Source organism: Methylobacterium sp. WL19 (assembly GCF_008040005.1).
GTDB lineage: Bacteria > Pseudomonadota > Alphaproteobacteria > Rhizobiales > Beijerinckiaceae > Methylobacterium > Methylobacterium bullatum.
The window spans coordinates 22,952-45,642 of sequence record NZ_VRVC01000023.1 but is presented as its reverse complement, the minus strand read 5'-3'; the positions used below and the strand labels follow the sequence as shown (position 1 = coordinate 45,642).

Here is a 22,691-nt window from a genome sequence, read left to right as displayed (position 1 = left end):
CACCCGTTTCGCCCGGCCCGTCGCCGCGGATGCCGATGCCCGCACGCAACTGCGCGCCCTGTTCGAGGTGGCCGCCGCGGAGACCGCACCGGCCAGCCGCGCCTCTCCCGTTCACGTCGCCCCGGCCCGCGCCCGCACCGATGCCGCACCGGCCGGCTTCGTCGCCCAGGCGGAGAGCGGCGTACGCAGCCGTTTCTCCGGACGTAGCCCAGGCGACGACCTCACCGCCGCGCGCTTCACCGGCTCGTCCACCCGTGCGGTGGCTGCCGGGCGCTGATCCTCGCTAACCTGATGGCCTCCGACTTCGGTCGGGGCCGACGCCCGGGCGGCGGCGATGGGGTGCGCAGAGGGCGGAACAGGCTTGACGCGTTGCCCGCCACGGGACACGAAGTCTGCGGCAATGGATTCTGCCGGGCGTGAAGAGTGCCTCACACAACTCCCGATCACGGTCGGTTCTCCCTCGGAGTGCGACGGCGCAGCGGGAGTTCGGTGAGAGACACTCAGCCGAACCGCCATAAGGGCTGATGATTCCTACCCTTTTGCCACGCAGCAAGACGGTGGAACCATGCCTGCTTCCTTTAAGAACCGGATCGCCGATCTGAAGCGCGCCACGATGGTCCGCGTGGCCTGGGCGATCGCGTTCGTCCGCTGGGCTGTGATCCTCGTGCCGATGGCGGCCGTGGTGGGCTCCCTCTGCGCGGCCTTTCTCTGGTGCCTCGACGTCGCCACGAACGCCCGCTTCGCGCATCCCTGGCTGCTGTTCCTGCTGCCTGTTGGGGGCTTTGCCATCGGCCTGCTCTACCACCGCGTCGGGCGCGGCGTGGAGGGCGGCAACAACCTCGTGGTCGATCAGATCCACGAGCCCGGTGGCGGCGTTCCCCTGCGCATGGCGCCGCTGATCGTTCTCGGGACCGTCGTGACCCATCTCTTCGGCGGGTCCGCCGGCCGGGAAGGCACGGCGGTGCAACTCGGCGCCAGCCTCGCCAGCGCCATCGGGCGCCTGGCCAGGCTCGATCCGGCGGGCACGCGCATCGTGCTGATGGCGGGCGTGGCGGCAGGGTTCGGGGCGGTGTTCGGCACCCCCATCGCCGGGGCCGTCTTCGCCCTCGAAGTCCTGGCCATCGGCCGGGTGGAATATGCCGCTCTGATCCCCTGCCTGCTCGCGGCCGTCATCGGCGACTGGGCCTGCCAGGCCTGGGGCATCCACCATTCGCTGTTCCGCATCGCCTATCTGGCGGATGCGACCGGCCCCATCGCCCTGGATCCGATTCTACTGGCGAAAGTCGCCGTCGCGGGTGTCGCCTTCGGGCTCGTGGCCCTCGTCTTCGCCGAGGCCAACCACATCCTCGGCGGGTGGTTGAAGCGCCTGATTCCCTACGCGCCCCTGCGCCCGGTCCTCGGCGGCCTGGCGGTGATCGGCCTCGTCTACGCGGTCGGCACCCGTGACTATCTCGGCCTCGGCGTCACCGTGGCCAATGCGGGAGGCTTGAGCATCGCGAGCTTCTTCGGCCCGGAGGTCCATCCCTGGTCCTGGGCCTGGAAGATCCTTTTCACCGTCGTCACCCTGGCTTCGGGCTTCAAGGGCGGCGAGGTGACGCCGCTGTTCTTCATCGGCGCCGCCCTCGGCAATGCCCTTGGCGGAGTGATGGGGGCGCCCCTCGACCTGATGGCGGCGCTGGGCTTCGTGGCGGTTTTCGCGGGCGCCGCCAACACGCCGCTCGCCTGCACGCTGATGGGGATCGAGCTGTTCGGGGCCACGCACGGCGTCGCCATGGCGGTCGCGTGCTTTGCCGCCTATGCCTGTTCGGGCCATCACGGCATCTACCTGTCGCAGCGCATCGCCGTCTCGAAGGGCGGCGCCGTCGAGCCCGGCTCCACCCTGCGCGAGGCGCGCACCCGGCGTTGAAGCGGCGGGAGGCGGCCACGCACCTCCCGCCCGATCGTCACTTCTTGTCGTGGCTGTGGCCGTGGGCGTGGCCATCCTTGTCGGAATGCAGCGGCTTCCCGTCACGTCCGACCTCCTTGGATTCCTGAACGCGCGGGTCGTCGCGATGGGCCGGGCCGCCCGACACGGTCCCGGTGTTCGGGACCGAGACGGAGGGGTTGCTGGCGTTGCCGTGCCCGTCGATGGCCAGGGCCGGAACCGCGAGGCCGAAGAGGATGCCGGTGGCGGCGAGGCTGCGTGCGAAGCGTGTCATGGTCGGTGTCTCCGTGGTTGCGCGGCTGCTCCGCCGCGTCGATCCAGGAGATGGAAAAGCCGTTTGACGCCCGCACGCCGCCTTCGTGACGAAGTGTGTCATACCGGACCTCGATGAGCCTGACTCATCGAGGTCTGCCCGCGCGACGGCGCGGCGGCGGTCGTCCGCCGGACCTCACCGACCCTGACCTATGGGTCAGGGTCGGTGAGACTTGGTATCAGGTGAGCCCTGGACCTACACGCGCGGCAGGATCAGCTCGGCCCGCAACCCGCCCTCGGCCCGATTGGTCAGGGTGAGACTGCCGCCCTCGGCCTGGATCGCGCGCCGGGCGATGGTGAGGCCCAGACCGGTACCGCCGGTATGGCGATTGCGCGAGGCCTCCAGGCGCGTGAACGGCGCGAACGCGCTCTCCACCTCCTCTGGCGCAATACCGGGGCCGTCATCCTCGATCCTCAGGACGACCGCGACCTCGCCGACTTCCAGGATCATGGCGGCTCGTTCGCCATAGCGCACGGCATTGTCGACGAGGTTCTCCAGGCCCCGCCGCAGGGCGACGGGTCGAACCTCCGACAGTGCCCTGCCGGGCCCGTCATACGTCACGGGCCGGCCGGCATCGGCGGCGGCATTGGCGACGCTCATCGCGAGACTCGCCACGTTGGTGATCCGGCGTGGCTCCGGGTCCGTATCGCCGCGCAGATAAGCCAGCGTCGAGTCGATCATGGCCTGCATCTCGTCGAGGTCGCCGGACATGGCCTGTCCCTCCTTGGTGTCCGCCAAGCGCTCGATGCGCAGGCGCAGCCGGGCGATGGGCGTGCGCAGATCGTGGGAGACGGCCGCGAGTGACTGAGTCCGCTCGGAGACCAGTCCGTGAATACGGTGCTGCATGGCATTGAGCGCGCGGGCGATTCCCCGCGTTTCGTCCGGGCCGGCCTCGGGCACGGCGACCACGGGGCCGTTGCCGATCGCTTCCGTGGCGCGGGTGAGGCTGCGCAAGGGCTTGGCGATCCGATGCACCAGCAGCACGGCGGCGAAGCCGACGAGGATCGCCACCGCCGTCGAGACGAAAGCCCAGGCCCCCAGGCGGGCGAGGTTCGGAGCATGGGCGGAACGGAAGGTCAGCGTGCCGCCATCGGGCAGCGAGAGCGCCCCGCTCAGATCCTGCGCGTGCAGCGCATCCTCCCCTTCCCCCATGGCGAGGACGAGCCCGGGGCCGAGGCTCGGCTGGAGGGCGAGGATGCGGGACCTGAGCGACCAGAGGATGGGATCGTCACGCTCCCGCGGGCGGATCGGAGGGGCCTTCGACCACCCGATCTCGAAATGTGGCGAGGACAGTGCCCTCGCCTCCGTGTCGCGCTCCATCACCGGCCGCCGGATCAGGCCTTCCCGCGCCAGAGCCAGCTGAGTGGCGAGCTGCTGCGCGAAGGCCTCGTCGGCGGCCGCGACCGCCGATTGGCGATAGAGCAGCAATGCCCCGGCATGGACGACCACGATGGCCACGAGCAGTACGGCCATGGTGCGCGCTTCGAGGCTTCGTGCGAGGGCGAGCAGCCGCCTCACCTCCGTTCGACCGTCGCGCTGAAGATGTATCCTGAGCCACGGACCGTCTTGATGATCGCGGTGTGGCCGTCCGGCGGCTCCAGCTTTCGCCGAAGTCGGCTCACCAGGGTGTCGACGCTGCGGTCCGAGGGTGAGCCGAGGCGGGCGCGGGACAGTTCCAGGATCCGCTCGCGGCCGAGGACGCGGTTCGGATGGTCGAGGAACACCAGGAGCAGGTCGTATTCCGCCCCGGACAGGTCGACGCCCGCGCCCTCGGGGTCGCGGAGCGAGCGGCTGCGCAGGTCGAGACGCCAGCCGTCGAAGGCTACGCTCTCGCTGCGGGACGCATCCGGCGCGGTCGCGGCGATGGCGGAGCGCCGGAGAACCGCGCGGATCCGGGCGAGCAGTTCCGGCCGTCCGAACGGCTTGGCCACATAATCGTCCGCCCCGAATTCGAGGCCGAGCACGCGATCCGCCTCCTCGTTGCGGGCGCTGACCATGATGACCGGAACCGTGCTCTTCGCGCGCAGGCTCCGCAGGAGATCGATGCCGGAGGCGCCGGGCAGCATCACGTCGAGGAGGACGAGATCGATGCCGCCCTCCGGCAGGAGCCGCCACATCTCCCCGCCGTTGCGGCAACCGGTGACGCGGTAGCCGTTTTCCCGCAGCAGGCGGGTGACGAGCATCCGCATGCCGTCGTCATCCTCCACGAGGAGGATGTGTGCCGTGCCGGCAAGCGAGGGCGTGTCGAGGAGCTGAGGCATCGTCGCTATCGCCCTGCCCGATGCGCGAAAGGATGGGCCGGCACGCCGCGATGTCGGCCTACACCATGCCGAGGGCCTGCATGTAGAGCTCTAGGATCGCCTCTTCCTCCTGGCGCTCGGCATGGTCCTTCTTGCGCAGGGAGATGATCTTGCGCAGGGCCTTCACGTCGAAGCCGGTGCCCTTGGCCTCGGCATAGACGTCCTTGATGTCGCCGGCGAGGCCGGCCTTCTCCTCCTCCAGGCGTTCGATGCGCTCGATGAAGCTCTTGAGCTGGTCGGCGGCAACCGAGGAGGCATCGACGGCGGGTGCGGCGGAAGCGGCCATGAGCGTCTCAATTCCTGATCTGACGCGCATCGGGTGGGATGCGCCGGAGGAGGCTGGTTAAGCGATCACGCTTACCGGAAGCTTAGTGCGGCTCGGCTTGGGCCTTCGAGAAGGCCGCCTGCTGCTCGGACGTGGCCTCGGCCTGGTTCAGCCGCTTCCATTCCTCATAGGGCATTCCGTAGACGCGCTCGCGGGTCTCGTCCTTGGTGAGGCCGAGGCCGCGCTCGTCGGCGGCGTCCTTCATCCAGTTCGACAGACAGTTCCGGCAGAAGCCGGCCATGTTCATGAGGTCGATGTTCTGGACGTCGCTGCGCGTCTGCAGATGCGCCACGAGGCGGCGGAACACCGCGGCTTCCAATTCCGTCCGGGTGGCGGTGTCGATCTCGGTCATGGCTGTTTCCTCATCCTCGGGCTCGCGGCCAGTCACCGCTTTCGCGCGAGGATATACCATCGCTCCCGCGCGGTCCCGTTTTCGGGCGCATGGCTTTCGGGGGCATGGCGATCCCGGCGCTCCTGCGCGCGCATGACCTCCCGCGGAAATGCGGGTTCATGCGGGAGGCGCCGGACACTTCGCTTGGGATCGCGAATAACGCGGCCCCCTAAGTAGTCACCTCGTTCCCGAGCGGCCAACGGCCTGTCCAGCGCCAGGACTAATGTCCGTAGCTCTTCGGGTGGGTTCATATTCCGCTGAGCCTGCAGCGTCCCTTGGGGATCTTGCCGTCCGGGTCTCGGCTCCGGTGGTCGATCGGGATGAGGAGTTACGGGAACTGTCAGAACGGTTGCGAAACCGGAGGGGCCGACCGTCGCTCCGTGCGGAAGGCCATTCAAAATTGGTGCGGGGCGCGGTTGATCCTGCATGGGTGTCAACGGGCCGGCGCGGCGGAACTGTCGCTGGCACCGCGGCGTCAGCCACGACAGCCTATAAAGCCATTCTGGAAGCCGCACCGAGCGTCGCGCGCACCGGAGAAGTAGAAGCCGTGCACGCGGATGTTCTGGTCAAGCTCGCAATCCTCAACCCCGAAACATAGTGTTGCAGGCTGATTGCCCGGCGCGGCGCAAACCCGAGCGATCTCGTCAGGCGTGAGGGCTAACTGCCAATTGGAACAGCGATGAAACGCCTGTCCGGACCCTCAAAGCCCATCGAATAGACCGAGACGATGGCGACCATACCTGGCGTCATGTCGGGTGCAAAGGAGACGAGACCATCGTACTGTCTGACCACTGCATAAAGCCGATAGCCCCGCGGGCAGCCACGGCTCTCCGGCACGGCGGTATCGCGATAAACCTCGCGAGCTTTTCCATTGACGGTCAAGGTAAGGGCAAAGCCCGATACATACTCCTCGCCCAGGGCCGCGCATTTTGGCGGGGCAATACCGTCCTCGATTGTTGACAGCACCAGCTCATAGTCCTGATCGGGATCCGCCATGCCGTCACCAGGGCGGCCGAAGCGCAACTTGCGCATATCGGTGTTCAGTGCACCATCGGCATTGAGGGCAGCGATATCTACCGGTTCACCAATGTCCAGCTTGTCGAGTATGGGCTTGGCCTTGGCCCGTACGCCGGCCACCGCCGAGGCGATGCTGCCGGTCTCGTTCTCGATTACCTGACGGAAGGGGGTGCCCTCGACCCGGCTCTTGGTGTTGAGGTCGAGAACGTACAGATTGGCATACGCAAAGCCAGAACCGTCCTGGATGCCGAATTCCTCGTAGGCGAAATAAGAGCCGGTGTTGGAATAGCCGATGAAGCCGATCCCGGCGCGGTCTCCGGCTGAGGCCGGCAAGGCCAGCAACATCAGCAAAACGGCCGTAAGCTTGCAGATATTGAATATCAATTCTCTGCTCTCCTAAGTCCCGGCGTCGGCAACCTGTTGACAAGGCCGAAAACCGGCAAGCGACTACCACGAAGTGATGTCGAGTCGCCATTCGTCTCGATGACAGCAATCACATTATGCCACTTGATCTCGGTGATGGCTGCTCCTCGCTCTCTTGCGTCTAACGCATCATGAGGCCTCAAATCAGCGCTCGCCCGGCGTCTCGCGCATGCAGGTGCCAAACCGCACGACGTTGCGGCAGGGTTCGTCCTACATCGGGGCTACACAAGAACTCACGGCCCACCGCCCTCTGACGGAGACCGCGACATTCAATAGGATCCAGTCATGAACACCCGTTTCGCTTCCGCCGTTGCCGCTTTTGCTTTGAGCCTCGGCGCCGTTGCTTCGCCTGCGCTCGCTCAGAGCTATAACGCGCCCGCCGGTATCTCTGCCTACGCGGCCCCCGGCAGTGCAGGCCGTCAGGTCGTCGCCGATGACGATTTGACCACCGGGTCGGTCGTCAGCCGCCGCAGCGTCGATTCCGCCCGCGAAGGCAACGCCGAGCAGAACAGCTTCCCGGTCTGGCAGTACGGCCGCACCTCCGGCGGCCCCCGCTAAACACAGTCTGCTCAAATGACGAAAGCGGCGAGGCGTGAGCCCCGCCGCTTTCGTATGTGCTCTCTGTTCATCACCGAATGACGGTCAGCCGGCTTTCGGCATCAGCGGTCGGAGGAGCTTGGCGAAACGCGCCGCCCATTCGATCTGGCCCGGCTCCAGGGCGATGAGATCCTGCCGGATCTCCACGAGGGCGTTGGGAAGGCCGCGCGCGATGGCGTGGCGATCGATCGTGTCGCCCGGCAGACCGCCGCCATAGGGCTCGTTGTCGCCCACCGTCAGCCCGGCCGGGTCGGCGCGCAGGCCGGCGATGAGGGGCGCACTCATCCGGTCGTCCCCGTCCCACAGGATGCCCACATGCCAGGGCCGCATATAGCCGCGCCACGAGGCCGTGAAACTGTGCATCGTGACGATGGAAGGCGGCACGCCTACCTCCGTGGCCCGCGCGACGGCCGCATCCACCGCCTCGTCGAACGGCACGTAGAAGCGCCGGATGCGCTCGTCCTTGCCGGCTTCGTCGATGCGGGCGTTGCCCGGCACCACCGCACCATCCGACAGGCGCATGACCAGCGTCGGGTCCTCGCGCCCCCGGTTGGGGTCGATGACGAGGCGCGAGAACCGCGTGAGGATGGCCGGCACGCCGAGATGTGCCGCAAGCCGCCGCGTCACGTCCGCCGCGCCGATATCGTAGGCGATGTGGCGCGCGAATTCCCGTTCCGGAACGCCGAGCTGCGCCAGATCCTCCGGTACGTGATTCGAAGCGTGCTCGCAGATGAGGAGGAGCCCGGATGCGGGATCGCCTGGGATCGTCTCGACGGGATGCGGCGGAAACATGAGGTGGTCACGGTCCTTCAGGGCCGATTGGGGGAAAATCCCCCTGGGCAGGCAGGAAACACGCCGCCGGTCGCGTCATCGCGCGCTTGCCGAGGCGGCAGGGCTCGGGCACAGCACGTATAGGCGATCGCGCCGCCACGGCAATAATCCGGCGGACAAGCAATCCGGCCCGCGCGATCGGACCTTGATGAGACACGGACACGCCATGACCGCGCCTTCACACGCCTCGCCCGCTTCCCCCCCTTCGTCCCACGATGCCGCTCGCGGCCTGCTTCTCGGTTTCCTCGACGAGGCGATCGCCGCCGCGCATCCCTCCCGCTGCCTGGTGCCGCACCTGCCCGCGCCGGGGCCCGGCCGGCTGATCATCCTCGGTGCCGGCAAGGCCGGCGGCAGCATGGCCGCCGTGGCGAGCCGGTTCTACCGGGAGCAGCACGGTGTCGACGAGAGCCGCATCGTCGGCCTGGCGGTGGCCCGCCACGGCTACGGCGAGGATGCCCCGATGATCCGCATGGTCGAGGCCGGGCACCCGGTGCCGGACCAGGCCGGCATCGACGCCACCATCGACGCCCTGAAGATCGCGGCCGATGCCGGTCCGGAGGACGACGTGCTGGTGCTGCTCTCGGGCGGCGGTTCGGCCAACTGGATCGCGCCCGCCGGCGACCTCACCCTCACCGAGAAACAGGCGGTGACCAAGGCGCTGCTGCGCTCGGGCGCGCCGATCAACGAGATCAACGCGGTGCGCAAGCACCTCTCCCGGATCAAGGGCGGACGTCTGGCCATGATGGCCCGCAACGCCCGCTCGATCCTGACGCTGGCCATCTCCGACGTGCCGCACGACGACCCAGCGGTGATCGCCTCAGGCCCGACCGTGCCCGATCCCTCGACGCTCGCCGACGCCCGCGAGATCTGCGAGCGCCGCAACATTCCCCTGCCAGAGACCGCCAAGGCCCTCCTCAACGATCCGGCCAACGAGACCCCGAAGGCGGGCGACCCCTCCTTCGCCCGGGCCGAGTACCGCATCATCGCCCGTCCCATCGACGCCCTGAACGCGGCGTCGGAGGCGGCCAAGCGCGCCGGCTACGAGGTCGTGATGCTCGGCCCCGACGTCGAGGGCGAGGCCCGCGAGGTCGCGGCGGAACACGCCGCCCTCGCCAAGGAGATGAAGGCGGCCGGCCGCAAGGTGGCGATCATTTCCGGCGGCGAACTCACCGTGACCATCGTCGGCGAGGGCCATGGCGGCCCGAACCAAGAATACGCCCTCGCCCTCGCGATCGGCCTCGATGGCGAATCGGGCATCCTCGGCATTGCCGCCGATACCGACGGCACCGACGGCGGACGCGGCGAGGCCACCGATCCGGCCGGGGGGCTCGTCGACCCGACGACGCTGGAGCGCGCCCGCGCCGCCGGCCTCGATCCGGCTGCGATGCTCGCGGACAATGATTCGACGAAGTTCTTCGCCACGATCGGCGATCTCGTCCAGCCGGGTCCCACGCGCACCAATGTCAACGATTGCCGCATCATCCTCGTCGGTTAACGGCGTGAGCCGTCGCCGTACGACCCCCTCCCCGCTGCGCGTGGGGAGGGGGAAGGTTCTCTGGCTCGCCTCTCCGCTGGCCGCCCTCTTCCTCACCGCCTCGCCCGCCCGGGCCGATCTGCGGATGTGCAACCAGACCGCAAGCAAGGTCGGCATCTCGCTGGGATATCGCGATACGCAGGGCTGGGTGACGGAAGGGTGGTGGGACGTGGCGCCCAAAGGGTGTGAAACCCTGCTGCGCGGCGCTCTCGCCGCGCGGTTCTATTACGTCTACGCGGTGGACTATACCCGCGGTGGCGAGTGGAACGGCCGCTCGCTCATGTGCACCCGCGACACCGAATTCACGATTCGCGGCGTCGAGGATTGTCTCGCGCGAGGCTACGACCGCAACGGCTTCTACGAGGTCGATACCGGCGAGCAGAAGAGCTGGACGATCCAGCTCACCGACCCGAGCCAGCCGGGGGCGCCTTGAGAGTCTTCTTGAGGAAAGTCGTGAAGGCCGGCAAATCGACTGTCCATGCATCGAAGCCAGGATGCTGGGGTTCGAGCCACGCAGAATATCGATGGCCCTTGACGATTGAAAGGCGAGCGTAATTGAAACGCAGCTGGTACGTCCCATCCATGATCGGAAGGATTTCGATCACTTGAAGGCCGGGTTTCGCGACAATGATGTGAGATAGTCCAGCCCCGTGAGGGGACATGATGACCGAAGCATGCCGGGCGATAGCAAATTGGTGCCAAAGAGGGATCTTTGAGAACTCCATCACGGTGAATCCGAGCTTTCTCGCTACGGCTTCCACATCGACTTCATTCTTCATCACACGCCGGGCGGCGTCTCTTCGTGTCACATAGACACGATCTGGCAGTTCAGCGTTGTTGCTTGCGGCCAAGGTGCTCGCGCGTTCACCAAGTTCTTCGTAGATGCTATCCAGATGGCGCCATCCTGACATACCACGGAAACCGACCCGCGCGACCAACAGGCGTTCGACGAAGACCGATCTGTCGAGCTTTTGAACTGGTTTTCCGAGATCGAGCATCTCAAGAGTATCTTGCTCGAAGCCGGACCGCGCAGCATTGAGGAGGATTTTGCATCCCTCGTTTTCAATCAAACCACTGCTCTGGATCCATGCTAGTCTTGGAAGATAATCAATGAGCCAATGATAAATTCCGCGGCTTCCACGATTGAGACCAAGCGCGAGCGGTATGGTCTCCGTCTGGGTCCTGTCGGTTACATCGAGGGGGAACCCCTTCGAGACGACGATCGCTCTATTCTCGGTCCAAATTTGCCCGGATGGATGGGTGAAAACGTTCCTGTACTCGGAAACTATAGGTTTGAGGGGGCGCGCAATGAGCTTGTTAAAGACTGCAACTTCGCGCTTCAAGCCCTTGAGATGATGCGTGGCAGTGTTGGGCGAAGCAACGAGCTTGACGCTGCCGAAAACTTCCTGAACAGGCTGAGGGGCAAAAATCAGTTCGGATATAGTTGGTTTTATCGATGATCCGCCTCCACTCACCTTTGCGACCAGATCGAGTAGCTCGCGTTTGAGCTTGGCGTCGCGCAGGTGCTTAAAAACGAGGCCAGTCGACTTGAGGAAGCGTGTCGTATCGTGAAGGGATAGCGTGTCTATGAGTAGGCGGGCCGCCAGATGTGCGCGCTTGTTAACAGCAAGTTGCCGCGCAGTCGCAAACTTTACCGCTTGCGGAAGCGCTGCGCTGGGGAGATCCTTTAAAATGCAGCCGATGACATCGTCGTCGGCAAGGATGAAAGCAGCCTGCAAGCGTTGAAGAAGCAGCTGCGGTTGTTGCGTAATGAGCTCAGGGTCGTCAGTAATCGCTATTACCTGGTCCCAGCGATTGGCTGCTGCCTCATCGCGGCAGGTCTTTACTGCTTTTCGTGCGCGGCTAACAGGTGTAGAAGGGGCGCCAAATAGCACTGATCACTAATCCTGTTGTTGATCGAAAATTTGGCCGAGCAGATTCAGGATTTTCCCGCCTCTGATGTGCGGCTAGAAATACGCTTCTGCTTACGCTCCGCCTTCCGAGCCTCAATGTGAGAGTCCTTTCGCGCCTTGATGCGGGCCTGGCGCTTCATTTCGGCTTTTTCCGAACGAGGAGGGGCATGCTGTTCGTTCATCCAACTCACTCCTATCTAATCTCGACACAAACCAGGCGTGGCGTCCAGCATAGCACGTGCGGGGTACAGCATGCCGGACAAGTCTGTAAACCCGGACACCTTCACGAAGCAGGTGATTTTGGGTTGGCAAGGTTCGAGCGTGTAGCCCATGATCCCGCGTATAGTCTCGCAGTCCGCGAAGCTGGCGAACGTGCCCTTCACTCAGATTGCTCCATAGGCGGCAACCGCCCCCTCGGTGGGGCCTGAGAGAACAAGTCTCAGCAGCTTGACGTGTAAGCCGTCGCAGTGCTTCTGGCCCCCTACCCCCAATCGGTCGTTCGAACCCGACGGGTATCCTCAAAAAAACTTGGAGACCGGAGTGAAACGCTCGCGCCGCACGAAGATCATCGCCACCCTCGGTCCGGCTTCCGACACGCCGGAGATGATCGAGAAGCTGTTCCGCGCCGGTGCGGACGTGTTCCGGCTCAATATGAGCCACCTTCCGCGCGAGAAATTGCCGGAGAAGATCGAGGTGATCCGTACCATCGAGCGCGAGTTGCGCCGGCCGATCGCGGTCCTGGTGGATCTCCAGGGTCCGAAATTGCGGGTCGCCGCCTTCGCCGAGGGCGGCGCCATCCTCGAGAACGGCGCCTCGTTCGTGCTCGATTCGGATCCGACGCCGGGCGACATCCATCGTGTCTACCTGCCGCATCCCGAGATTCTCTCCGCGCTGGAACCGGGCCACGTCGTCATCATCGATGACGGGAAGTTGCGCCTGGTCGTGACCGAGGTCTCCGAGGGACGCGCGGTGACCGAGGTCGTCATCGGGGGCAGGATTTCCAACCGCAAGGGCGTGTCCCTGCCCGACACCGTGATCCCGGTGGCGGCGATGACCGAGAAGGATCGCGGCGATCTCGAAGCCGGGCTCAATGCCGGGGCGGACTGGATCGCGGTCTCCTTCGTTCAGCGTCCCGAGGACGTGGCCGAGGTGAAGAAGGTCGCCGCCGGCCGCGCCCTGGTCATGGCCAAGATCGAGAAGCCGCAGGCCCTCACCCGCCTCGACGAGATCATCGAGATCTCCGACGGGATCATGGTGGCGCGCGGCGATCTCGGCGTGGAGATGCCGCTGGAGCAGGTGCCGGGCGTGCAGAAACGGATCACGCGCGGTGCGCGGCGCCTCGGCAAGCCCGTCGTCGTCGCGACGCAGATGCTCGAATCGATGATCACGGCACCGGTGCCGACGCGCGCCGAGGTCTCGGACGTGGCGACCGCCGTCTACGAGGGTGCCGATGCGGTGATGCTGTCGGCCGAGAGCGCGTCCGGCGCCTTCCCGATCGAGGCGATCTCGATGATGAGCCGCATCGCCGAGCAGGTGGAGCGTGACGCCCTCTACTGGACGATCCTCACGGCGCAGCGTTCGGAGCCCGACGCCACCGCATCGGACGCCATCGCGGCGGCCGCCCATCAGATGGTCGACGCCCTCAACCTCACCGCCATCATGGCCTGGACGCATTCGGGATCGACGGCCCTGCGTCTCGCCCGCTCGCGGCCCAACGCCACGATCATCGCGCTGACGCCGAAGCGCGAGACCGCCCGGCGACTGGCCATGTGCTGGGGCACGCACCCGATCGTGACCAACGATGCCAGCGACGTGGACGACATGGCCTTCCGCGCGGCGAAATTCGCCGTGCGCGAGCGCTTCGCCGAGATCGGCGACCGGGTCATCGTGGTGGCCGGCGTGCCGTTCGGGACACCGGGCGCCACCAACCTCGTGCGGATCGCCTTCGTCACCCGCGATCACGCCGCGAGAGCCTGATCGGATCAGCGCGCGACGGGCTGCTCATGTCTCGTCGCGCCGATCCGGGTGGCGAGCCCTTCGACCGCATCCACGAGGGCGTCCGTCGCCATGTATGGCACCATGTGCCCGATGCCCGGCAGGAGAACGAGCCGGGCGCCGGGGATGAGTTTGGCGAGGGGGGCGGCATGGCGCGTCGCCGGAACGGCGGCATCCGCATCGCCGGAGACGATCACTGTCGGAACGGCGATCTCACCGTAGCGTGGAGCCTGGGCCGCCAAGGCGGAGGGCAGGCCGATCAGGTCTTCGAGATTCGCGAGCATCGTCGCGGGGCGCAGCACCAGGGCTGAGCGGCTCCGCTCGAGATAGTCCGCGGGGAGTTCCTGCGGCCGGAAGGCCGCACGGCCTGCGCGTTCCAGATAGTAGAGGCCGATCGGTGTCGCGACGGTGCGGCTGAGCAGCCATGCGACCGGAGGCTTCAGGGCGAGACGGTAGTACCACGGCAGAGGCGCCATGGCCGGAAACGGCATCGCCACAGGCGCCACCAGGACGAGACCCGAGACGACTTCGGGATGGTCGAGGGCGATGGCGGTGGCCAGGGCGCCGGACCAGGAATGGCCGAGCAGGACCACCGGGCCGGTCCCCATGCGCTCGACCGCCTGTGCGATCGCATGGCCCTGCACCGCGGGGCTTCCCCCATCACGGCCGCCGAGGCGGTCGCTCCAGCCGTATCCGGGCCTGTCGAAGGCAATGACGCGAAAGCCGTCCTGGGCGAGCCTGCGGCCGACGCCTTCCATCGGGTCGGCCGCGTTGGCGGAGGCTCCGTGAAGAAGCACGACGGTCCCCTTCGACGACGTCGTCGGGCCGGCCTGGATGGTGGCGAGCCGCCCGCCATCCACCTCGATGAAAGGCCCCTGCGGCGGAAACCGGGCGCCGACCCGCAAGGTGACGATCAGGGTGACGAGGGCTCCGCCCGCGAGAACGCTGACGATCACCCCGAGCATCGCGCCCGCGATCAGGCCGAGCCAGTGGAGGAGAACCATGTCCGGTTACAGGTCCCGGCCGTCGATCTCAGGGACAAGCCGGTCGATGGCGCTCTGGAGCTTCTCCATGCGCGGATATATGGCGGCGGCGCGGCGGAAAGCGTCCAGGGCGCGACGCTTGTCGTCCATGGACAGATAGATCCGCCCCAGCGCAGCCCAGGCCTCGTAATGCCGTGGTTCCAGCACCAGCGTCCGCTGCAGGTCGGCCACGGCGTTGGTCTGGTCGGTGAGAAGCCAGAACACCGTGGCCCGCCGGTTCCAGCCCTCGGCCCATTGCGGCTCGAGGGTGGTAGCGCGGTCCATCAACTCGACGGCGAGGGCATAGTCGCGGCCCGACATCGCCTGACGGGCACGTTCCGTGAGAAGGTCGGCGGTGGCGCTGCCGGAGCGCCCGAGGCGCTGCTCGATCAGGCGGGAGATGCCTTTGGCCTCCGCATCGTCCTCGGACGCCTTCAGCCTCGCATAGAGATCCTCGAGGCTCGGCGCCTGCACTTTCTTGGGTGCATCCTTGCCGTTTTCCTCGCCTTGTCCGGTCTCACGGCCCTGGCTCTGTGGCGGCAGAGCGTCGGCTGACGACACCCCAAACGAAAAGACCGCCGCGCTCAGGAGCGCAGCGTTGAACAGAATGCCAAAATGCCGGGACAGCGTCATGAAAGCGAGCTTCCTCGCCCTTCACGCCGCCGTCAACAGGCCGGCTTGACGCGGCTGCCCCGAATTGCCGGGCAGCCCGCAGCCTCAGCCCTGACGGGCCTTGAAGCGCTTCTGCGTCTTGTTGATGACGTAGACGCGGCCCTTGCGGCGCACGAGCTGGTTGTCGCGGTGACGGCCACGGAGGGACTTGAGGGAGTTGCGAATCTTCATCGGTCTCACGTCGGCCGGGTTTGAGCCCGCCGCCTGTCCATAGGGTCTCGGGAACGAGGCACCTCGGTAAGGCGTCCTCGGCGATGGCAGTTCACGCATCGCGGAAAGGCGGTTGCCATATCAGGCTTGAGCGCCTGAAGGCAAGGTGCAACCGACCTGCCGGGGATGCGGATTCTTCAAACTTTCGCCCCGGCGCACGGCCGGGGCCTTCTCGTCCGCCGTTGGACGCCCTCAGCGCTCGCGCCAGGCCTTGGCGATCTGGTCCGTCAGGGGCTTCGTCAGGTAGGAGATGACCGAGCGGTCCCCGAGTTGCATGAAGGCCTCCACGGGCATGCCGGGCACGAGTTGGACCTTGCCGAGGCGCTCCACCTGATCCTCCGTCATGCGGATGCGCGCGGTGTAGTAGGTCATGCCGCTCTTCGGGTCCTGCGAGACGTCGGCCGAAACCCGGCTCACGATTCCGTCGATCTCGGGCGTCGTCCGCTGGTTGAAGGCCGGGAAACGTAGGACAGCGCGCTGATCGACGCGCACGTTGTCGATGTCCTGCGGCTGGATCCTGACCTCGACGATGAGCTTGTCGGCGTCGGGCACGATGAGCATCGCCGGCTCGCTGGGAACCACGAGACCGCCGATCGTATGCACCGTCAGCTGGTGGACCGTGCCGTTCTGGGGCGAGCGCATGTCGATACGCTTGAGCTGATCCTCGGCGGCGATTCGCTTCTCCACATATTCGGACCAGCGGCCACGGATCTCGGCGAGCTCCTTGCCGGTCTCGGTCCGCATGTCCTGGTCTATCTGGAAGATCTGCAGCTCGATCTCGGTGATCTTGCCCTTGGCGGATGCCGTGGAGGCGATGAGTTGCCCGCGCTCGCCCTGCAGCCGGGCGCCGTCCCGTTCCAGGGCGGTGACGCGGGAGAGCGGCACGAGGTTCTTGCCGTAGAGCTCGCGCACGCCCTTCAGCTCGGTTCCGATCAAGGCCGTTTCCCGCTCCTTGGCGGCGGCCTGTTCGGTGAGACCCTTGATCTCCTCGCCGAGCTGGGAGACGCGCTCGCGCAGCTGCGCCTTCTGGCCCTCGCGGCCGGCGACGCGGGCTTGGAACAGGCGGGTCTCGCTGTCGACCAGATGGGCGACGGACGGATCCTTCGCCTTGCGGGCTAGAAGGTCCGGCGGGAAGGTGATCTCGGACGCACCGTCGCGCTCGGCCTCGTCACGCGCCCGACGGGCGGCGAACTCATCGAGCGCCTTCAGGATGATGTCGAGATTGGCGCGGGTCTGGGTCTCGTCCAGGCGGATCAGGATGTCGCCGGCTTTCACCCGCGCGCCTTCCTTCACCCGCAACTCGCCGACGACGCCGCCGGTGGGGTGCTGCACCTTCTTCACGTCCGATTCGACCATGAGCTGGCCCGGCGCGATCACGGCACCCGAAATCATCGTGAAGGTGGCCCAGCCGCCGATTCCGATGACGAGGACGGCGCCGACTCCGATCGCGGCGGCGAGGTGACGGCGGATCGACCCGTTGGCGGTGGGCCGGATTTGAGCGGCGGGGAGCCCGGTGGGCGACAGTGCGATGGCCATCACGCGCTCTCCTGCAGGGTGGCGACGTTCGCGCCGGTACGTTGTGCGGCGACGGGCTCGGCGGCGGGAGCCGGAGTCGACCGGAGGACGCGCTTGAGCACCTCGTCCTTGGGGCCGAAGGCCTGGGCGCGCCCGTCGGCCATCATCAGGATCATGTCGACGGCGGCCAGAGCGCTGGGGCGGTGCGCCACGACGATGCAGATGCCGCCGCGCTGCCGCACCCCGACGATGGCCTGGGTCAGGGCGTTCTCGCCCTCCCCATCGAGATTCGAATTGGGTTCGTCGAGCACCACGAGGAAGGGGTCGCCATAGAGCGCCCTCGCCAGTCCGACCCGCTGGCGCTGCCCTGCCGACAGGCCCGCCCCGCCCTCGCCGATCCGGGTGTCGTAGCCTTCCGCCAGGCGCAAAATCATCTCATGGATACCCGCTGCCTTGGCGGCCGAGATGACCGCACCCGATTGGGCATTGGGATCGAACCGGGCGATGTTCTCGGCGATGGTGCCGGCAAACAACTCCACCTCCTGCGGCAGGAAGCCGATATGTGGCCCGAGATCGGCGCTCGACCATTGGTCGATGGCCGCGCCGTCGATCCTGACCTTGCCGCGCACGGGCGGCCAGACGCCGACGATGGCGCGGACGAGGCTCGACTTGCCCGAGGCGCTCGGGCCGATGATTCCGAGCCCCTGCCCCCGCTGCAGGGACAGGCTGACATCCTGCACGACGATGCGCTGGGTTCCCGGCGGTGCGAGGGTAACGTTTTCGGCCACGAGGCTCTGCGACGGAGCGGGCAGAGCATGGGGCTGTTCGACGGCGGGCAGGCGCGCGAACAACTCCGAGAGCCGTGCCCAGCTCTGGCGCGCCTGCACGAATCCCTTCCAGTTGGCGATGGCGAGTTCCGCCGGAGCCAGGGCGCGGGCGACGAGGATCGACGAGGCGATGATGACGCCCGCCGAGGCCAGGTTGTTGATGACGAGCCAGGCTCCGAGGGCGAGCACGCCCGATTGCAGTGCCATGCGGAACACTTTCGAGCCCGCTCCGAAACCGCCCGCGACGTCCGAGACGGCCATCTGAGACTGCATGTAATCGCGGTTGGCGCCGCCCCAGCGATCGGCGAAGCGTCCCTGCATCCCCATGGCGGCCAGCACCTCGGCGTTGCGGCGCCCGGCTTCCGCGAGGCCGTTGCGACGCATGCCGTGGGCGGTTGCGGTCTGGGTCGGGGCGCGGGTCGACCGATCCGTGGTCAGGGCCAGGACCGCTAGGACCGCCGCGCCGACGAGGGCCGCGATACCGATGAGCGGGTGGAACAGGAAGCAGATGAAGACATAGATCGGCATCCACGGCAGATCGAAGAAGGCCGAGGGCCCCGTGCCGCCGAGGAAGGCACGCAACTGGTCGAGGTCGCGCAGGGGCAGCAGCCCATCGCCCGGGGTCGCGCCCTTCAGGGGAGCCCGCACGACGATGTCGAACACTCGCGCCGAGAGGGCTTCGTCGAGCGAGGCGCCGACGCGCGCGAGGATCCGCGAGCGGATCGTCTCCAGGACGCCCTGAAATCCGTAAAGGACGAGAGCGAGGATCATGAGGCCGATAAGTGTCGGAACGCTCCGGCTCGGAATGACGCGGTCATAGACTTCGAGCATGAAAAATGAACCGGTCAGATACAGAATGTTCACCAACCCGCTCATCACGGCGACGCCGATGAACGCCGTTCGGCAACTTGCCAATGCCGAAATGATTTCGGCCGATTCCCGCCCCTTAGCCACTGCCGCCCCCGCCGTCGCGTTCGATTGTCAAGTTTAGTGTGAATGGTAGTCTGCGATACCGTTTGGGAACGGCGGCCCGACACTCGCCTCCTTTATAAGAAAAGCGTGAAGTCGAGAACTCGAAAACATGCTGCTGCGGTTGGATTATGGCCGTCTGTGTCCGGAGGGCCCATCTCTCGCGACATATGCCCCCGGCTCTCGCCGCCTCAGGGGGGGGGGATGAACCGCTTCTTCCCCCCCGAGACGTGGCCTTCGTATTCGGAAGAGGAAACGATGCGGTCGGCACAGGTGAGTGGTCGACGACTTGCTAGCGCGTGTCGGCTGCTGAGCCCGTAAAGAAACCCCGAGCAAGCATGGTCCGTAAACGTTCTCGGCCTATGGTGGTTCGAGAAACGGTGAAGCGCCGGAGCGTCTTACGTGCGGTCGGACAAAGAAACGGAAACGTCTCCAGAGCCGGTATCACGGCGCGAGGACCGTAACTCGACGAACTGGATAGCCAACGTTCGGCTTCCCGATGGTCGGGAAATCCCATGCACCGTGAAGGACGTCTCGAAATCCGGCGCCAAGCTTGGTATTCCAGCCTACCACGCGCTGCCCGAGTCGTTCCTGCTCCGCATCATCGGCCGGGACTTCGTCTGCATGGTGAAGCTCGCCTGGAGGCGCGGCGACTATGTCGGCGTGAGGATCGAGCGCGTCGGCAAGGTGGCGCCACCGCGCGTCCGGGACGAGCCGCCGCAGCCGGTGGCGACCTCCTTGGACAAACCGGAGGCGATCGACGAACCGGGCGGCGTCGGTATTCCTTCGCGCAGACGGAAACCATCGTCCTTCTGACGCGGGATCGAAGTGGTCTCCGTGACCGCGTCAGGCCCGGATCAGGTCCCTCATGCCGGGCGCTTTCTCGCTGCCGGGGAAGACCTTCTCGGAAAGAACCTTCTCCTCGAAGCCGAACTGGTCGATCAGCAGGCCCTTCATCACGGCGCGCAGATCCATCGTCGGAGCGAGATCGCGGCCTTCGAACAGGGCGCTTTCCTTGAGGCTCGGCCAGTCGGCGATCACCCGCCCTCCCGCCACCGCTCCACCGACGAGGAAGGCGACCGTGGCCGTGCCGTGATCCGTGCCGGACGAGCCGTTCACATGCACCGTGCGGCCGAATTCGGTGACGATCAGCACCGATGTCTGGGCCCAGGAGGCACCGAGCCCCTCCTTGATCGCCGCCATGCCGGCATCGAGGGAAGCGAGGTTCTTGGCCAGGCGCCCTTCATAGGGGCCTTGCGAAGAGTGGGTGTCCCAGCCGTCGAAATTCATTACGGCGATGCGGGGGCCGGTCACCGGCGCCATGAGCGAGGCCGCGGCGCGGGCGGCCGAGGCGAAGCTGTTGGGGCCCTTCAACGGCTGCTTGCCCATCGCCGCCATGCTGGGATCCGAAGCGATGAAGTCGTCGACCTGCACGCCCTCCCTCAGAGCATTGGCCAGGGCCTGGTCCTTGTCGTCGTAGAGGGCCTGAAGCCGCATCAGCGTATCGGCCGAGGCGTAGGGCAGAGTCTGTGGCTGCCATGTCTCGACCTGGGCCGGACCGCGAAGGATCAGCGGTGTCGTTGCGCTCACGGAGAGAGCCTTGGCCGGCCTCAACTCGATGCCCTTGGCCTTGGGAATGAGCGAGAGCGCGCGGTTGAGCCAGCCGGTATCGACTCCGGTACTCGATCGCGTCATCCCGTTCTCGAGGACCTCCTGCGCGTCGAAATGCGAGCGGGCGCGGTAGGGGGTGGCGACGGCATGGAACAGCGTGGCCTCGCGCTTGGCATAGAGATCCGCCAGGTTCGGCATCGCCGGGTTGAGCGAGAACAGCGGGTCGAGCCGAAACGGCGTATGCGTCGGGGACAGCTTGAAGTCGGAGCGGATCGCCGCGAATTGCGGATCGCCCACCGGCATCACCGCCGAGAGGCCGTCGAGGCCGCCGCGCAGCACCACCACGAGGAAGCGCGGGTCGCGGCCGGAGGCGGCCCAGACCTTGGGCACATAGGGCCATGCGAAGAGGGCGCCGGCACCGAGCAGCAGGTTGCGGCGCGTGGGCAGGTGGGCGTGTTCCTGAGGGTTCATGGGGTCATCGCCTCTCGACCGGCTAAGCAGAGTTCGCAAAAGTGGTCATCGGTTTTGCGCCTTGAAACCTGCGACATTCCAAAGGCTTGAGCGAGGTGAAGCAGTGGCTCGCCAACGCGAACCCGCTCAGCGCCGCTGGAATTCCGGGCTCAGCATCAGCAGGGCCAAGGCCTGTTCGGAGCTTTCCCCCTGCCTGATCACGCGCCGTGTCTCGTCCGAGAAATAGCTGCCGATCCGGTCGTCCACGAGCTTGCGGATGTCCACGTGATCCGCGTTGAGCGTCGCGCATTGCTGCGCCCAGTCGATCCGGCTCTTGATACCGTCCGAGGTCACCCAGGCATCGTCCTCCTCGGCCCAACCCTTCGGGGACGGGGCCGCCAGGAACGGCTGGCCCATGGCGAGGAGCGAGGCCTTCGGAGACGGTCTGACCGGCGCTTGCCCGAGGAGGCGGCCGGTCGCGGCCAGGAACTCGAGCGGCGGGCGCAGCTTCACGGGGGCAGCGGCCCAGGCCTCGTCGCTCCGGATCAGGGCGGTGGTCACGGCCTTCAGATCGCCGTCGCTGTCCCTGAAGACTTTGGCGAGGCTGTTTTGCAGCGAGTCCGACACTTTTTCCGAGACGAAGGCGCGTGCCATCCGCCGCGTCACGTAGCGCGCCGTGGATGGGTGACGGGCGAGGTCGGTCAGGACGGCGAGGAATTCATCGGCTCCCGCCTCGGCGTAGCGCTTGCCGAGGATGGTCTTCGGCCCGGGCTGATGCTGGCGTTCGCGGAACACCACTTCGCCAAAAGTCTCGGATTGCGGCTTGAGATCCACGGTCCAGCCGGTGAGGACGGAGGCCAGGGCGGTGACGTCGGCCTGGCTGTAGCCACCGTCGACGCCGAGGGTGTGAAGTTCGAGCACTTCGCGCCCGAGATTCTCGTTGAGGCCGGATTTCTTGATACGACCGACCTTGGAATCGGGCCCGATGGACGATGCGTTGTCCAGATAATAGAGCATGGAGGCGTGCAGGATCGCCGCCTTGGCCATGTCGTGAAAGCGGCTGAGAATGAATGGCCGAATGGCTTCACGCTGGAACGAGCCTGCCGTCAGGCTGGATTTCCCCTTACCCGCGCCGACGGTGAAGTGGTTGCTCCAGTGCAGGAACAGCCGCTCGTGCAGGGGCGCCTTCGTCGCAGCCGCCAGTCTCAGCCAAGCGATCAACTCATCGGGGTTTTTCGTGGTCGGAGCCTGCGTGACTGCGGTCTCGGGCTCCATCATGCCGCCAGCCATCGACGGCTCGGTACCGGGCGCCATGGCCATGGCGCCGTCCTGTTTCACCTTGGCATTGCCGGACCCCGTATCCGCCATCGCCTCGCGACGTTGCCGCGCAATCTGACGGCGTTGCATCATCGCCTGCAACTGGTCGCTGCTGGACATCAGCTTGGCTTCGGGGACCGTCAGCGGCATGTCGAGCTGGGCACGGACGTAGCCGCGCGGATCGTCCACGGCGGATAGATCGATGGCGCCGCATCCGAGACCGAACCGTCCGACCGCATTCGAGAATGCCAAGTTTCGGCTCATCATCATCTCCGGCATCCGGGACCGCTGGCCGAGATGCCCGGCACCGAATGAAAGCGCTCGTCTTACACGATCTGTCTGAGGCGGTTCTGTGACCGGGCCTTCGGCTCACGCAAGCGTGACAGTGGCGGGCATCGGCCGATCGAACCACGACTACATCGGACCAGACTCGTCGACAGGATCCCGTGCAGGTTATGCCCAGTGCGTGAAAACCGGTCCGGGACCAGGCACGAACGAGAAAAGGCCCCGTTTCCGGGGCCTTTGTTCTCTCGAC

General features: G+C 66.4%; 22 protein-coding genes, 1 pseudogene and 1 riboswitch. Of the genes and pseudogenes, 7 read left to right on the top strand and 16 right to left on the bottom strand.

Features of this window, described 5'->3' with window-relative positions:
- Positions 1 to 277, top strand: a pseudogene (locus tag FV220_RS07020) (peptidase domain containing protein); the annotation flags it as partial.
- Between the two features lie 110 nt (positions 278 to 387).
- Positions 388 to 541, top strand: a riboswitch (Fluoride riboswitch).
- 24 nt (positions 542 to 565) lie between these two features.
- The gene (locus FV220_RS07015) at positions 566 to 1,906 is read left to right on the top strand and encodes a voltage-gated chloride channel family protein (protein WP_187273349.1); all 1,341 of its coding nucleotides are present in this window, start codon (positions 566 to 568) and stop codon (positions 1,904 to 1,906) included.
- A 37-nt stretch (positions 1,907 to 1,943) separates the two neighbouring features.
- Here FV220_RS07015 and FV220_RS07010 read toward each other — a convergent pair whose 3' ends face one another.
- From FV220_RS07010 to FV220_RS06985, 6 genes are all read right to left on the bottom strand, one after another.
- The gene (locus FV220_RS07010; protein WP_018044353.1) at positions 1,944 to 2,198 is read right to left on the bottom strand and encodes a hypothetical protein; all 255 of its coding nucleotides are present in this window, start codon (positions 2,196 to 2,198) and stop codon (positions 1,944 to 1,946) included.
- Between the two features lie 234 nt (positions 2,199 to 2,432).
- Entirely contained in the window at positions 2,433 to 3,755 is a 1,323-nt protein-coding gene (locus FV220_RS07005) for an ATP-binding protein (RefSeq protein WP_147830382.1), read from the bottom strand.
- Positions 3,752 to 4,498, bottom strand: coding sequence for a response regulator transcription factor (locus FV220_RS07000; protein WP_056145144.1), 747 nt, complete (start codon positions 4,496 to 4,498; stop codon positions 3,752 to 3,754). The genes FV220_RS07005 and FV220_RS07000 overlap by 4 nt, the downstream gene beginning before the upstream one ends.
- Positions 4,499 to 4,556: 58 nt before the next feature.
- The gene (locus tag FV220_RS06995; RefSeq protein ID WP_018044356.1) at positions 4,557 to 4,823 is read right to left on the bottom strand and encodes a DUF2312 domain-containing protein; all 267 of its coding nucleotides are present in this window, start codon (positions 4,821 to 4,823) and stop codon (positions 4,557 to 4,559) included.
- A gap of 82 nt (positions 4,824 to 4,905) precedes the next feature.
- Positions 4,906 to 5,214, bottom strand: coding sequence for a DUF1244 domain-containing protein (locus FV220_RS06990; protein ID WP_056145141.1), 309 nt, complete (start codon positions 5,212 to 5,214; stop codon positions 4,906 to 4,908).
- Between the two features lie 696 nt (positions 5,215 to 5,910).
- On the bottom strand, positions 5,911 to 6,654 hold the full coding sequence (locus tag FV220_RS06985; protein WP_147830380.1) for a DUF2259 domain-containing protein: 744 nt from the start codon (positions 6,652 to 6,654) through the stop codon (positions 5,911 to 5,913).
- Positions 6,655 to 6,978: 324 nt separating this feature from the next.
- On the opposite strand from FV220_RS06985, the gene FV220_RS06980 reads away from it, so the two are divergent.
- Positions 6,979 to 7,251 (top strand): hypothetical protein, encoded by a 273-nt coding sequence (locus FV220_RS06980; RefSeq protein ID WP_147830378.1) that lies wholly within the window; start codon positions 6,979 to 6,981, stop codon positions 7,249 to 7,251.
- Positions 7,252 to 7,335: 84 nt separating this feature from the next.
- Here the strand turns inward: FV220_RS06980 and FV220_RS06975 are convergent, their stop codons facing one another.
- The gene (locus FV220_RS06975) at positions 7,336 to 8,082 is read right to left on the bottom strand and encodes an N-formylglutamate amidohydrolase (RefSeq protein WP_147830376.1); all 747 of its coding nucleotides are present in this window, start codon (positions 8,080 to 8,082) and stop codon (positions 7,336 to 7,338) included.
- Between the two features lie 205 nt (positions 8,083 to 8,287).
- Between FV220_RS06975 and FV220_RS06970 the strand changes: the two genes are divergently transcribed.
- Entirely contained in the window at positions 8,288 to 9,616 is a 1,329-nt protein-coding gene (locus FV220_RS06970) for a glycerate kinase (protein ID WP_056145088.1), read from the top strand.
- A 124-nt stretch (positions 9,617 to 9,740) separates the two neighbouring features.
- Positions 9,741 to 10,088 carry a DUF1036 domain-containing protein gene (locus FV220_RS06965; protein ID WP_238253751.1) on the top strand — a complete coding sequence of 116 codons (348 nt, stop codon included), beginning with the start codon at positions 9,741 to 9,743 and terminating at the stop codon, positions 10,086 to 10,088.
- Here FV220_RS06965 and FV220_RS06960 read toward each other — a convergent pair.
- Together FV220_RS06960 and FV220_RS25415 are read right to left on the bottom strand one after the other, a co-directional pair.
- Positions 10,057 to 11,550, bottom strand: coding sequence for a glycosyltransferase 61 family protein (locus FV220_RS06960; RefSeq protein WP_147830374.1), 1,494 nt, complete (start codon positions 11,548 to 11,550; stop codon positions 10,057 to 10,059). The two genes, FV220_RS06965 and FV220_RS06960, sit on opposite strands and share 32 nt — an antisense overlap.
- Positions 11,551 to 11,594: 44 nt before the next feature.
- Positions 11,595 to 11,750, bottom strand: coding sequence for a hypothetical protein (locus FV220_RS25415; protein ID WP_187273348.1), 156 nt, complete (start codon positions 11,748 to 11,750; stop codon positions 11,595 to 11,597).
- Positions 11,751 to 12,108: 358 nt separating this feature from the next.
- On the opposite strand from FV220_RS25415, the gene pyk reads away from it, so the two are divergent.
- Entirely contained in the window at positions 12,109 to 13,545 is a 1,437-nt protein-coding gene (pyk, locus tag FV220_RS06955; protein ID WP_018044365.1) for a pyruvate kinase, read from the top strand.
- Positions 13,546 to 13,550: 5 nt separating this feature from the next.
- Here the strand turns inward: pyk and FV220_RS06950 are convergent, their stop codons facing one another.
- The 5 genes from FV220_RS06950 to FV220_RS06930 all read right to left on the bottom strand — a co-directional run bounded on the left by FV220_RS06950 (position 13,551) and on the right by FV220_RS06930 (position 18,763).
- On the bottom strand, positions 13,551 to 14,567 hold the full coding sequence (locus tag FV220_RS06950; protein WP_147830372.1) for an alpha/beta hydrolase: 1,017 nt from the start codon (positions 14,565 to 14,567) through the stop codon (positions 13,551 to 13,553).
- Between the two features lie 6 nt (positions 14,568 to 14,573).
- Positions 14,574 to 15,218 carry a tetratricopeptide repeat protein gene (locus FV220_RS06945; protein ID WP_147830370.1) on the bottom strand — a complete coding sequence of 215 codons (645 nt, stop codon included), beginning with the start codon at positions 15,216 to 15,218 and terminating at the stop codon, positions 14,574 to 14,576.
- Positions 15,219 to 15,302: 84 nt separating this feature from the next.
- Positions 15,303 to 15,428: a type B 50S ribosomal protein L36 gene (ykgO, locus tag FV220_RS06940; protein WP_003601867.1), complete on the bottom strand. Its 126-nt coding sequence runs from the start codon at positions 15,426 to 15,428 to the stop codon at positions 15,303 to 15,305.
- A 231-nt stretch (positions 15,429 to 15,659) separates the two neighbouring features.
- A complete protein-coding gene (locus FV220_RS06935; RefSeq protein WP_018044368.1) occupies positions 15,660 to 17,003 on the bottom strand; it encodes an HlyD family type I secretion periplasmic adaptor subunit in 1,344 nt (447 codons plus the stop codon).
- Positions 17,003 to 18,763, bottom strand: a complete 1,761-nt coding sequence (locus FV220_RS06930) for a type I secretion system permease/ATPase (RefSeq protein WP_056145099.1) — start codon at positions 18,761 to 18,763, stop codon at positions 17,003 to 17,005. Before FV220_RS06930 ends, FV220_RS06935 begins: the two co-directional genes overlap by 1 nt.
- A 417-nt stretch (positions 18,764 to 19,180) precedes the next feature.
- On the opposite strand from FV220_RS06930, the gene FV220_RS06925 reads away from it, so the two are divergent.
- Positions 19,181 to 19,594 (top strand): PilZ domain-containing protein, encoded by a 414-nt coding sequence (locus FV220_RS06925; protein WP_147830368.1) that lies wholly within the window; start codon positions 19,181 to 19,183, stop codon positions 19,592 to 19,594.
- Between the two features lie 30 nt (positions 19,595 to 19,624).
- On the opposite strand, the gene FV220_RS06920 is transcribed toward FV220_RS06925, so the two are convergent.
- The gene (locus tag FV220_RS06920; protein ID WP_018044371.1) at positions 19,625 to 20,860 is read right to left on the bottom strand and encodes a DUF1501 domain-containing protein; all 1,236 of its coding nucleotides are present in this window, start codon (positions 20,858 to 20,860) and stop codon (positions 19,625 to 19,627) included.
- Between the two features lie 126 nt (positions 20,861 to 20,986).
- Positions 20,987 to 22,408 (bottom strand): DUF1800 family protein, encoded by a 1,422-nt coding sequence (locus FV220_RS06915; protein ID WP_244973563.1) that lies wholly within the window; start codon positions 22,406 to 22,408, stop codon positions 20,987 to 20,989.
- Positions 22,409 to 22,691 lie beyond the last annotated feature (283 nt).